General features: G+C 63.9%; 9 protein-coding genes and 1 pseudogene. 6 read left to right on the forward strand and 4 right to left on the reverse strand.

Features of this window, described 5'->3' with window-relative positions:
• Positions 1-17: 17 nt before the first annotated feature.
• The gene (locus tag F3J17_RS28520) at positions 18-2,165 is read right to left on the reverse strand and encodes a tetratricopeptide repeat protein (protein WP_345891262.1); all 2,148 of its coding nucleotides are present in this window, start codon (positions 2,163-2,165) and stop codon (positions 18-20) included.
• Between the two features lie 255 nt (positions 2,166-2,420).
• On the opposite strand from F3J17_RS28520, the gene F3J17_RS28525 reads away from it, so the two are divergent.
• Positions 2,421-3,416: an aldo/keto reductase gene (locus F3J17_RS28525; protein ID WP_167067184.1), complete on the forward strand. Its 996-nt coding sequence runs from the start codon at positions 2,421-2,423 to the stop codon at positions 3,414-3,416.
• A gap of 70 nt (positions 3,417-3,486) precedes the next feature.
• On the opposite strand, the gene F3J17_RS28530 is transcribed toward F3J17_RS28525, so the two are convergent.
• On the reverse strand, positions 3,487-4,539 hold the full coding sequence (locus tag F3J17_RS28530; protein ID WP_167067229.1) for an alcohol dehydrogenase: 1,053 nt from the start codon (positions 4,537-4,539) through the stop codon (positions 3,487-3,489).
• Positions 4,540-4,915: 376 nt separating this feature from the next.
• On the opposite strand from F3J17_RS28530, the gene F3J17_RS28535 reads away from it, so the two are divergent.
• Entirely contained in the window at positions 4,916-5,332 is a 417-nt protein-coding gene (locus F3J17_RS28535; RefSeq protein WP_167067187.1) for a MarR family transcriptional regulator, read from the forward strand.
• A 40-nt stretch (positions 5,333-5,372) separates the two neighbouring features.
• The gene (locus tag F3J17_RS28540; RefSeq protein ID WP_205195005.1) at positions 5,373-5,528 is read left to right on the forward strand and encodes a hypothetical protein; all 156 of its coding nucleotides are present in this window, start codon (positions 5,373-5,375) and stop codon (positions 5,526-5,528) included.
• Between the two features lie 85 nt (positions 5,529-5,613).
• Here F3J17_RS28540 and zwf read toward each other — a convergent pair whose 3' ends face one another.
• Complete coding sequence (gene zwf, locus F3J17_RS28545) at positions 5,614-7,089, reverse strand: glucose-6-phosphate dehydrogenase (protein WP_167067193.1); 1,476 nt, start codon at positions 7,087-7,089, stop codon at positions 5,614-5,616.
• A 253-nt stretch (positions 7,090-7,342) separates the two neighbouring features.
• Entirely contained in the window at positions 7,343-8,668 is a 1,326-nt protein-coding gene (locus F3J17_RS28550; RefSeq protein WP_167067196.1) for an Nramp family divalent metal transporter, read from the reverse strand.
• 429 nt (positions 8,669-9,097) lie between these two features.
• Here F3J17_RS28550 and F3J17_RS28555 point away from each other — a divergent pair.
• From F3J17_RS28555 to F3J17_RS28565, 3 genes and pseudogenes are all read left to right on the forward strand, one after another.
• A pseudogene (locus F3J17_RS28555) lies at positions 9,098-10,027 on the forward strand (beta-propeller fold lactonase family protein); the annotation flags it as partial.
• Positions 10,028-10,042: 15 nt separating this feature from the next.
• Positions 10,043-11,050, forward strand: a complete 1,008-nt coding sequence (locus F3J17_RS28560; RefSeq protein WP_167067202.1) for a sterol desaturase family protein — start codon at positions 10,043-10,045, stop codon at positions 11,048-11,050.
• A 198-nt stretch (positions 11,051-11,248) separates the two neighbouring features.
• The gene (locus tag F3J17_RS28565; RefSeq protein WP_167067205.1) at positions 11,249-12,376 is read left to right on the forward strand and encodes a 3-deoxy-7-phosphoheptulonate synthase; all 1,128 of its coding nucleotides are present in this window, start codon (positions 11,249-11,251) and stop codon (positions 12,374-12,376) included.
• The last annotated feature ends 196 nt before the right edge of the window (positions 12,377-12,572 follow it).

Genomic DNA, 12,572 nt, shown 5'->3' on the forward strand with positions numbered 1-12,572 from the left:
TATTCACCGGCCTGCGCTCAGGAGGCCGTGCCAAACCTTTCTTCGCACGCCTGCCGCACGCGCTCGATCGCGCTGCTCCAGGTTTCCTCGCCCGCCTGGCGGAAAATTCGCACATTGCCCGGATACCAGGGCGAATCTTCGCGCGTGTCGAGCCAACGCCAGTCCACATCGCGGCGCGGCAGCATCACCCAGCACGGTTTGCCGAGCGACGCGGCCAGGTGAGCCGTCGAGGTATCCACGCAGATCAGCAGATCGAGCTGCGAGATGATGGCCGCCGTATCGACGAAATCCGCCACGTCGCTGCCCAGATGCAGCAAGGGCTGATCCGATCCCACTTTCTCTGCCGCGTGCGCGTCGTCTTCGCCCGCGCCTTTTTGCAGGCTCACGAATTTCAGGCCCGGCACGCTCCAGAGCGGTGCGAGCGCCGCGAGTGAAGGAATCGAGCGGTTGAAGTCGTTGTGGTGTTTGGGATTACCGCGCCATACCAGACCGACGCGCGGGCCTGCGCCCAGCGTGGCCAGACGTGCGCCCCAATGTTCGACGCGAGCGGGATCGACGTTGAAGCGGGTCGGCTCGGGCGTGGTTTCCAGTGTCGTGCCCATGCGCAGCGGCAGGCTCAGCGGACTGGCCCAGTAATCGAACTCCTGCGCGCGCTCGGTGGCTTCGGCGTGCGTGAGCAGCGTGTCGATGCCTTCGACGCCCGCCAGGATGCAGTGCAGCGCCTCGACGCCGCCAAACGCCACCCGTGCCGCGCCCTGCGCCTTGAGCAGGCGCGCATAGCGCGAGAACTGGATCATGTCGCCCAGACCGTCCTCCTGCCACAGCAGCAGCGACTTGCCGACGATCGGCTCGCCTTGCCAGTGCGGGCAGCTCAGCATGCGGCGCGAGGCGTAATGCACGAAGCCATTGTTTTCGTAGCGGCGTTCGTAGAGTTGCCAGCCTTCCTCGTAGTGGCCCATGGTGATGAGCAGGGTGGCCAGGCGAAACAGCGCGTCGCCGTAATCGGGTTCGAGTTCGAGCGCCCGGCGGTACGCCGCCACGGACGCGTCCAGCGCGCCCTGTTCCTTGAGCACGCTGCCCATGTTGAAGTGCGCGAGCGCCAGATCGCCGTTCTGCGCGAGCGCATGCGCAAAGGTTTCGTGTGCTTCGTCGATGCGATCGAGCGCGCACAGCACGGAACCGAGGTTGTTGAAAATCTCGGCGCGGCCCGGCGACAGGCGCAGCGCGACGCGATAGCTGGTTTCGGCTTCCGGATAGCGTTCGAGTCGTTGCAACGCGACGCCCAGGTTGTAGTGCGCCTCGGCGTGATCGGGACGCAGCATGATGGCCTTGCGGTAGAACTGCTCGGCTTCGGCGTAGCGCTGCAGGTCGGTCAGCACGCAGCCCAGGTTGTTGAGCGCTTCGACGTAATCGGGGCGGATCTGGATCGCCAGACGGCAGGACAGCTCCGCCTCGAGGTAGCGGCGCTGCGCCTTGAGCAGCGCGCCGTAGTTGTTGAGCGCCTCGGGATAGTGCGGCTCGGCGAGCAGCGCCTGGCGGTAAGCCTCTTCGGCTTCTTCGATGCGGCCCCGCTCGCGCAGCACGTTGCCCAGGTTGTTGTGCGCGCGCGCGAACTTCGGATTGAGCGTAAGCGCGGCGCGATAAGCCGTTTCGGCCTCGTCGTGGCGGCCCAGCTCGTGCACCAGAATGCCCAGGTTGTAATGCGCGTCGAGGTGGCCCGGCTGGCGCGCGAGCGCCGTGCGATAGGCGTTTTCGGCCTCCAGGTGACGACCGAGCCGGTGCAGCACGATGCCCAGATTGCCGTGCGCGTCGGCATGAACCGGGTTGACCTCCAGCAGGCGACGCCAGACCGTCTCGGCGGCGGCCAACTGGCCCAGCGCCGTGAGCATCGCGGCGAGTCCGTGATAGGCCTCCTCGAATGCCGGGCGCGCCGCGATGCAGCGCTGCCAGAGCGCATGAGCGACATCGGCCTTGCCCGAGCCCATCGCGGCGAGCGCGGCCAGATTGAGCGCATCGACGCGTGCGGCATCTTCCTCGCCCGCCGGGCTGCCGACGAGAGGCGCGAGCATCTCGAACGCATCGGCGAAGTGGCCTTGCGCGCATAACGCGCTGGCTTCCTGCTGGCGGTCGGGATGAAGAGGCGTATCGGTCGTCGTCGAAGTCACGGTGAGGCCGGGGAGAATGGTGGACGGTGAAAGCTTAAGGCAGCGCGGGCAAGGCCAACGGGCCGATTAGAGCCGGCCGCGTGCGCTTATTCCGGCAATGGAGCCTTCAACGCGGTTACGTTGCGCGGGCCGCCTCGGTGTTTTCAGTGCTTTCGGCGCTGTAAGGCGCTGCGGCCGCGTCCGGCTGCTTCGGGCGGTCCGCGCTATGCTTTGCGCAGGCAACGTCCCGAACTGTCCATCAAGAAGGAGCATTGGATGCAATACCGTCGTTTTGGCCAGACCGGCCTCAATGTCTCGCGTCTGTGTCTTGGCACCATGACCTTCGGCCTGCAGACCGAAGAAGAGGTGTCCCGCCTGATTCTCGACAAGGCCGCCGACGCTGGCATCAATTTCATCGACACGGCTGACGTCTACCCGCTAGGCGGCGGCGAAACCCACGCGGGCCGCACCGAGGAAATCGTCGGGCGCTGGCTCAAGGGCCGTCGCGACCGCTTCATCCTGGCGACCAAGGCGGTGGGCAAGGTTGGACCGTCGCCGTGGGATCAGGGCGCTTCGCGCAAGCATCTGCTGGACGCCATCGACAACTCGCTGCGGCGTCTGAATACGGATTACGTCGATCTCTACCAGCTGCATTCCGACGACGCCAATACCCCGCTCGACGAAACGCTCGAAGCGCTCGACATCATCGTGCGCGCGGGCAAGGCGCGTTATATCGGCGTGTCGAATTTCCTGGCTTATCGGCTCGCGCGTGCTTTGGGCCGCGCCGATGTGCTGCGCGTGGCGCGCTTCGTCTCCGTGCAGCCGCGCTACAACCTGCTGTTTCGCCAGATCGAGCGCGAGTTACTGCCGCTCGCCGGTGAGGAAGGGCTGGCCGTGATTCCCTACAACCCGCTCGCGGGCGGCCTGCTCACGGGCAAATACCGCCACGACAACACGCCGGGCGAGGGCCGCTTTTCGCAGAGCGTGGGCGTGGCGGGCGCGATGTATCAGGACCGCTACTGGCATCAGCGCGAATTCGACAGCATCGAACAGTTGCGCGCCATTGCGGAGGAAGCGGGGCAGTCGCTCACGACGGCGTCGGTGGCATGGGTGTTGGCGAATCCGCTGGTGACATCGGCGCTCATTGGCGCGAGCCGACCCGAGCAACTGGATGCGTCGATTGCCGCTGCCGAACTCGAACTCGCGCCGGAACTGAAGGCCAAACTCGACGAAGCGAGCTTTGCCTATCGCATGGGTGATGCTGCGCGCTGATATTCGGTTGGGTAGGTATCCGAAATAATTTCTCTGGAAATAAGGCCGCGTTTACCGCGGCCTTATTGCATTACGGCACCATCACCTGCCGTCCCACCACCTTGCCTTGCGCCAGGGCTTCGAGCGCCTCATTCACTTCGCCAAGCGGCCGAGGCGTGACTGACGACGGCTGCATCTTGCCCGCACGCATCAGCGCCACGAGTTCGCGCAGCTCGGGCAGCGAGCCCACATAGCTGCCTTCGATCTTGAGCGGGCGCATGGGAATGATGGGCAGCGAGAGCGTAATGTCGCCGCCCATCAGGCCGACCACCACCACATGGCCGCCGCGCGCGGACGCATCGAGCGCGAGCTTCACGGTGGGCGTCGCGCCGACCAGATCGAGCACGGCGCGCGCGCCGCCGCCCGTGGCTTCGGCGATCTGTTTGACCGCATCGCTTGCGCGCGCATCGATGGCGGCGAGCGCGCCGGCCTTGAGCGCCGCTTCGCGCTTGGCAGCATCGACGTCCACCACGACCGAGCCTTTTGCGCCGAGCGCCTTGAGCACTTCGATCGCCATCATGCCCAGCCCGCCCGCGCCGATGATCACCACCGGATCCTGATGAATGCGCTCGCCGAACTTCTTCACCGCGGAATACGTGGTGACGCCCGCACACGCGAGCGGCGCGGCCTTCACCGGATCAAGGCCGCCGAGATCGACCAGGTAACGCGGATGCGGCACGATCACGTAATCGGCAAAACCACCGTCGCGCATCACGCCCAGCGATTGCGGCTTCATACAGATGTTTTCTTCGCCGCGCTCGCAGGCCGCGCATTTTCCGCAGCCGATCCACGGATGCACGACAGCCACCGTGCCCGTCTTCACATCGCCGGCTTGCGGGCCAGCCGCGACCACTTCACCGCAGATTTCATGGCTTAGCGTAAGCGGCAACTTGATGCCGCGATCGGCGAGCGAGAGCTTTTTGCCGCCGCCCAGATCGTAATAGCCTTCCCAGATATGCAGGTCTGAGTGGCACAGGCCCGCGGCCTGCACCCGCACCAGCACTTCGGTGCCCTGCGGCTGTGGCGTGTCGCGTTGGACCAGTTCGAGCGGCTGACCGTGACCGGTCACGCAATAGCAACGCATCTGCATCTTTGTCTCCGTGAGTGTTGTGTAGAGCAGGCTGGCGATGTCGGTTTCCTTCGCATCATAGCGCGGTTAGGCAAATAAATCGTCCGATCGTTCGATTTTCATGAGGGCATAACCGAAGCGCATGACTGGACCTTGCCGTCATGTCGAGGTCACCCCTTGGTCACCCAGCAGTCACAAAAAATGCGGGTCGCGTACCATGACTTTCCCGTTGTGTTCCTCGCTGAACGAATTGAGGGCACGCGCAATAAACCCACGTTAATTGAACTCGCACCCCATAGTCCTATCGAACGTATTCGAAAAGTGCCTGAAATCAGGACTCAATAATGTCGAATTCGTTGCATAGCTAACGATAACCGGTTATCCTGTCTCCATGTTCGATCAGTGTCTCTACTTCAACACCTCGGCGCTTGCGCGTCGTCTGGAACGCGAGTGGTCCGAAGCGTTCGAACCCTTCGATCTCACGCCGCCGCAAGGTTTCATGCTGCGCGCGGTGCTGGAGCGGCCGGGCTCGCTACAGCGTGAGCTAGCTGATCTGCTGTCCATCGCGCGGCCCACGGCGACGCGCGTGCTCGACGGTCTGGAATCGCGCGGTTACCTCGAACGCCAGCGCACCGACGGCGATCAGCGTGAAGTGGCGATCGTGCCCACGGCGCAGGCCGTGGCGATTCGCGATGCGCTCAATCACGCCAGTGCGCAAGTGACGGGCCGCATCAAGCGATCGCTCGGCGGCGAAGCCTTCGTGGACACCGTGAGTCGCTTGCGCACGGCGCGCGCGACGCTCGGCTAGCGGGGCATCTTTAGTTCTGGAGTTTTTCATCATGCGGCGCATGGCTGCTTTTTTTATTTCGACGTGGCTCGCAGCCGCAATTCTTTTTTTGGGTCGCCATTCGGTGCCGATGATGGCGCTCAGCGGCGTGGTGGTGTTCGCGGGGCTCGACCTGTTCCGGCCCGATCATCGCGAAAGCACGCCCGAGCGGGAATAAAAAACGCCGCGGGGCGCAAGGCCACGCGGCGTTTCGATATTCAGCAGGACGGACGATCTTTCGATCATCCGTTTTATAGCCTGAATCAGGCCTCTTCAGCCCACGACATATTCTCGCGCGCGAGCAGCGCCGACGATGCCGCCGGGCCGAACGTGCCCGCCGTATAGGTGCGCGGGCGATCGTTCAATTCCTTCCAGCCATCGAGAATCGGCTCGACCCACGTCCATGCGGCTTCGAGTTCGTCGCGGCGCATGAAGTGCGTGAGGCGACCGCGAATCACGTCGATCAGCAGACGCTCGTAGGCTTCGGCGCGACGCTCCGGAATGGCTTGCTGCAGGTCCAGATTCAGGCTCACCGGCAGCATGTTCATGCCGCTGCCCGGTTCCTTCGCGAGCATCTGCAACTGGATCGATTCTTCCGGCTGCAACTGGATCACGAGACGGTTGCCGTAATTGCGCGGGCCGCTCGGGAAGATCGAGAAGGGCAGATCGGCGAATTCGATCACGATCTCCGACTGGCGCTTTTGCAGACGCTTGCCCGTGCGCAGGAAGAACGGCACATTCGCCCAGCGCCAGTTGTTGATGTGCGCGCGCAGGGCCACAAAGGTTTCGGCCTTGCTGTCCGCCGGCACGTTGTCTTCTTCCAGATAGCCCTTGACCGGCTGGCCGTCCACGGCGCCCGCGGCGTACTGGCCGCGCACCGTGTCGCGCGCGATATCGGCGAGCGACATCGGACGCAGCGAGCGCAGCACCTTGAGCTTTTCGTCGCGCACGGCGTCCGGGTCGAGCGACACGGGCGGTTCCATCGCCACGATGCACAGCAGTTGCAGCAGGTGGTTCTGCACCATGTCGCGCAGCGCGCCGGTGTGATCGTAGAAGCCCGCGCGGCTGCCCACACCCACGGTTTCCGCCACCGTGATCTGCACGCTGCGAATGTACGGCGCCTGCCACAGCGGCCCGAAAATCGGATTGCCGAAGCGCAGCACCATCAGGTTCTGCACCGTCTCTTTGCCCAGGTAATGGTCGATGCGGTAGATCTGCGATTCCGCGAAGTGGCGGCCCACCGACTCGTTGATTTCCTTGGCCGAGGCCAGATCGTGGCCGAGCGGCTTTTCAAGCACGACGCGCGAATTCGCATCGACGAGACCGACGGCCGAGAGGTTGTCGCAGATCGTCGTAAACAGTTCAGGCGAGGTCGACAGATAGAACGCGCGAATCGCGTGCTCGCGCGAGGCCGCCTTCAGGCGCAGATAGTCTTCCTGCGCGTTGACGTCGATGATGACGTACTGGAACAGGCTCAGATAGCGGTCCCACGCTTGCGGGTCGAAGGCCTTGGCGTCGATGAACGGACGCGACTGCTCTTCCATGAACTTGCGATAGTCGTCGATCGTCCAGTTCTTGCGTCCGACGGCGATGATGCGCGTTTCGGCCGGCAGATTGCCGTGCAGGTGCGCCATGTAAAGCGCGGGGAGCAGTTTGCGCGCGGCCAGGTCGCCGCCGCCGCCGAAGATGATCATGTCGACGGGCTGGTCGGGCGCGGCTTGGGCAGGCTGATTCGTCATGGCAGGTCGCTCGGGTTGTGGCGCTGATGTGGCGATTTGTGGCGCAGAGTTGCGAAGTTTGCGCTCGCCGCAGGCGGCAAGCGCGGTGAAAGAGGCTAATGTTGCATGGTTTCCCGCAAGTTTGCACGCATGACGGACGAAGTCACCGCTGCGAGGCGGGCTATTGAACGATTCGAGCAGGCAGGACGCGCAATTTGAGCGAATCGCTCGCATAGGACATGTTGCGCTGCACGCTTCGCGCTGGCCTCATCGTTCAAGCGAGGCCCGGCACATTCACGCCGAAGGTTTGCGCAAGCAGCAAGGCGTTGAGCGCAAGCACGGCCGCTGCTCCCACGATGGCCAGCATGGCGAGCAGCGCGCGATTGCGATATTGCCCCATGACATCGCGCCGGCAGGTGAACCAGACGAGCGCGGCCATCGGAAAGGGCAGTGCGAGACTCAACACCACCTGACTGACGACGAGCGCTTCGGTTGCGTTCACGCCCAGTCCCACAACGACGAAGCTCGGCGCCATCGTCACGAGGCGGCGCAGCCACAGCGGAATCTGAAAGCCCACGAAGCCCTGCATGATCATCTGGCCCGCGAGCGTGCCCACCACCGAACTCGATATCCCCGAGGCAATCAGCGAGACCAGGAAAATCGCCGCGGCCGCCACGCCGAACAGCGGTGCGAGTGCATGCCAGGCGGTCTCGATTTCCGCGACATCGGCGTGACCGAGATGAAACGCCGCCGACGCCATCATCACCATCGCCATGTTGATCAGCCCGGCAAGCGACAAGGCCACGATCACCTCGACGTTGGAAAAGCGAAGCAGGCGCGTGCGTTCGGTATCGTCGCGCGGCTGCACGCGTGCCTGCGTGAGGCCCGAATGCAGAAACAGCGCATGCGGCATGACCGTCGCGCCGACAATGCCTACCGCGATCGTCACGGCCTGCGCATCGGGCAAACGCGGCGTGGCCAGACTGTGCGCGACTTCCCGCCACGCAACCGGCGTGATGAAAAGTTCGAGCAGATAACACAGCCCAATCACGCCGACGAGCCCGCCGATCACCAGCTCCAGCGGCCTGAATCCGGCGCGCTCGAAAAACAGCAAACCGTAAGTGACCACCGCCGTGATCGCCATGCCCGCAAGCAGCGGCACATGAAGCAGCAGCGCGAGCCCGATCGCGCCGCCCAGAAACTCGGCGAGATCGGTGGCCATCGCGGCAATTTCGCTGACGATCCACATGCACCAGACGAGCGGGGCGGGCAGACGCTCGCGACAGAGTTCGGCGAGATTGCGCCCGGTGACGATGCCCAGTTTCGCGGAAAGCGCCTGAAACAGCATCGCGACGAGGTTGGCGAGCACGACGATCCACAGCAGCGCATAACCGTAGCGCGCGCCCGCCTGGATATTGGTGGCGAAATTGCCGGGGTCCATGTAGGCGACCGAGACGATCACGGCTGGCCCCGCGAGCGGCAGCAGCAAGGCCGCGCCGCGTCGACGCCCTTCCAGCGCTTCGCGCACCTTGCGCGCCGTGCTGGCGGATAGACCGTCGGGCGCGTCATGCAGGCTGTCTTCGCGAGTCCGATGTTGCATCTGCGCCTCGTTGGGGAAGGCGGCTAGTCGTCAGGGCCGGAACACGGCGCGGCCGCGGAGCGTCCGCAAGAAGCGGCAATACGGCGCATGCGAAAACCGTGTCGGAAAACGCCTCATCGCGTCATCGGAAAACGGCCCTCGCGCGTTAACGAGACGTTCCGCGCGCGCGATTGGCGGGCTGCTTTACAGTCCGCTTCAAATCACTTTTGCTGCCCGGTTTCAGCGAGGTTTCGTCTGGCTTTCGCCCGCGTTGCGGCGCACCAGTCTCTATCTCAGCACAAACCGGCCCTGCGCGTGCTCACTCCGGTTTTGCACCGGTTATCTTGCCCCTACGAAATGCCAGAATTCCCGACCTTCAGCCTTACCCGAAACCCGAGACGCGGCCTTGCAGCGGCGCTGCTCCTCGGCGGTTTTGTGTGCAGCGCGCTTGCGCATGCCGATGACAAAGTGATCGTGCTCGACTCCGGCGAGGCGCAGCTCTCGCTGATCGACGAAGCGAGTCGCACCGTCGTGGGCACCGAGCCCACCGGCAAGGAGCCGCATCACCTGATGATCACGCCCGACGGCCAGTCGCTGATCGTCGCCGATTCGGTCTCGAACGACCTGATGTTCCTCGATCCGCACACGGGCAAGGTGCAGCGTCGCGTCGAAGGCATCGAAGATCCGTATCAGCTCGGCTTTTCGCCCGATCACAAGTGGTTCGTGACGGCGGGCCTGCGTCTGGACCGCGTGGACGTCTACAGCTACAACGGCCATGACGTGACGATCGCCAAGCGCATTCCGCTGGCGAAAACGCCTAGCCACATCACCTTCTCGTCGGACAGCAAGATCGCCTACGTGACGCTGCAGGACACCGGCGAAGTCGCGGCAATCGATCTGGCCTCGCAGACCGTGCTGTGGAAACTGCATATCGGCAACACGCCCGCAGGCCTGTGGATGACGCCCGGCGACAAGTATCTGCTGGTCGGCATGACGGGCGAAGACGATGTGGCCGTGGTCGATCCGCACACGCACACGCTGGTGAAGAAGATCCAGACGGGCCGTGGCGCGCATAACTTCCGCAATCTCGACGACGGCAAGCATGTGGTGGTGTCGAATCGTGTGGAAAGCACCATCAGCATTCTCGATTACACGACGCTCACCAAGGTCGGCGACATCACGGGCCTGCGTCCCGGTCCCGACGATATGGAACTTTCCGCCGACAAACGCTATCTGTGGGTTACGTTCCGCTTCGCGAAGCACGTGGGCATCATCGACCTCACGACGCGCCAGCTGATCGACACGATTGCCGTGGGCCGCTCGCCGCACGGCATCTATTTCGCAAACCGTGCGCCCGTCGTGGCGCCGAATCCGGACTGACGACCGGGAGTTTCGATGCTTGATACGCTGCTTTCGCAGGCCGACAACCTTGTGTCGTGGCTGCAAACCCTCCTCTACGTGGACGTGGTGCAGCCGATCTTCTACAAGGTCGGTCTGATGGGTTACGACGAGGACACTTACGACGCGCTCTATTGGGTGATCGTGGGCGCACTCGAAATCCTGCTGACTTACGTGCTGCTGCGCCCGCTCGAAGCGCTGCGTCCGCTAGAGGCGTGGAGCGATCGCAAGGCGCTGCGCGCGGACGTCTGGTACACGTGGATCGCCAAGCTCGGCATTCTGAATATCGCGTTTTTCTTCTTGTTCACGCCGCTGTTCAATCACTGGCAGAGCTTGATGGCGATCTACGATATTCCGAACATCGACATGGATAGCCTGTGGCCCGGCGTGACGGACAAGCCGTACGTGTCGTTCGTGATCTATCTGGTCGTGCTGGATTTCGCGGGGTACTGGTATCACCGCTGGCAGCATCGCTTTGGCGTGTGGTGGGAATTGCACGCGGTGCATCACAGCCAGCAGCAGATGTCGCTGTGGTGCGACGACCGTAACCACTTCCTCGACGATATCGTGCAGGCGGCGTTCTTCGCGGCGATTTCGCTGTTTATTGGCGTGCCGCCTTCGCAGTTCGTCGTGTTGATCGCGGTGAGCAACTTCCTGCAGGCGGTGCAGCACGTCAACGCGCGGCTGGTCTATGGTCGCGTGCTGGAGCGCATTCTGGTGAGCCCGGCATTCCATCGCCGCCATCACGCGATTGGCTACGGCCACGAAGGCACGCGTTATGGCTGCAACTTCGGCGTGCTGTTTCCGTGGTGGGACATGATGTTCCGCACGGCGTCGTGGAACCCGGAGCTCGAACCGACCGGCATCCGCGAGCAACTGCCCGCGCCGGAAGGCCGGGGCGTGAACTATGGCGAGGGCCTGATCGCCCAGCAATGGCTCGCGTTCGTGCGTATCGCGCGACGGCTGGCGGGCAAGGGCTATCCGCTGGGCGGATCGGCTAACTGATCCGGCTTGTTCGGAGCAGCAAAAGAGGCGGCGCGATGCCGCCTCTTTTCTTTTGTGCGGACGTTTTTCACGAGCGCCGCGAACGCGCGCCGATTCGAGACGTCGCCGCGAGTGCGATAATCGTCGTTTATTCCCGCTTCTTCCCCCATACACCGCGCGACTATCGCAGCGCCCGGGCGACCGCCTGAGGAGAACATCTTGAGCCGTATCGACAATCCGCAGCACGACCAGGAAGTCGGCGTCGCCGACGCGACCCAGGACACCACCCGTATCGACGATGTGCGGATCGGCGCGGTGCGTCCGCTCATCTCGCCCGCGCTGCTGCTCGACGAACTGCCGGTGCCGCAGGCCACGCAGACGCTGGTGGAAACGTCGCGCGCACAGATCGCCGACGTGCTGGCGCAGCGCGACGACCGTCTGGTGATCGTGGTCGGCCCGTGCTCGATCCACGACCACGATCAGGCGATTGAATACGCGAAGCTGCTCAAGGTGAAAGCCGATGCGCTCAAAGACGATCTGCTGATCGTCATGCGCGTGTACTTCGAAAAACCGCGCACGACGGTGGGCTGGAAGGGCTATATCAACGATCCGCGCCTGGACGGCAGCTTCCGCATCAATGAAGGCCTGCGCGCAGCGCGCCAGCTGCTGCTGGAAATCGATGCGCTGGGCCTGCCCACCGGCACCGAATTCCTCGACCTGCTGAGCCCGCAATACATCGCCGATCTGGTGGCGTGGGGCGCAATCGGCGCGCGCACGACCGAAAGCCAGAGCCATCGGCAACTGGCTTCGGGCCTGTCGTGCCCGATCGGCTTCAAGAACGGCACGGACGGCGGCGTGCAGGTGGCGGCGGACGCCATCGTCGCGGCCAGCGCGAGCCACGCCTTCATGGGCATGACCAAGATGGGCATGGCCGCGATCTTCGAGACGCGCGGCAACCAGGATTGCCACGTGATCCTGCGCGGCGGCAAGAGCGGGCCGAACTACGACGCGGCATCGGTGGCGGCGTGCTGTGCGGCGCTGGCAAAGGCGGGGCTGCGCGAGGAAGTCATGATCGACTGCTCGCACGCGAACTCGAACAAGGCGCATCAGCGTCAGATCGAGGTGGCGCGCGATATCGGCGAACAGTTGGCGGGCGGCGAAAAGCGCATTGTCGGCGTGATGATCGAGAGCCATCTGGACGAAGGGCGTCAGGACCTGAAGCCGGGCGTGCCGCTCAAGCGCGGCGTGTCGATCACCGATGCGTGCATCAGCTGGGCGCAGACGGAGCCGGTGCTCGACGGTCTGGCCGAAGCGGTGCGCGCGCGGCGCAAGACGCTAGCGGGCTGAAATGACGCCCACGTGTCTCAAATAACTTTTTGCGCATAAAACAACGCGCGGCGGACTGGAAAGTCCGCCGCGCGTTTTTGCTTTCGAGGCTGTGTTTTAAGACTGCGCGGGACGAACTTGCGGAGCGACCGGCGTCTGGCTGCCTGGCGTTGCGGGCTCATCGCCCGCGCCGCGCACCTGCGACACCCACGCCACG

The sequence above is a fragment of the Burkholderia sp. Ax-1719 genome (assembly GCF_011753055.1).
Lineage (GTDB): Bacteria > Pseudomonadota > Gammaproteobacteria > Burkholderiales > Burkholderiaceae > Paraburkholderia.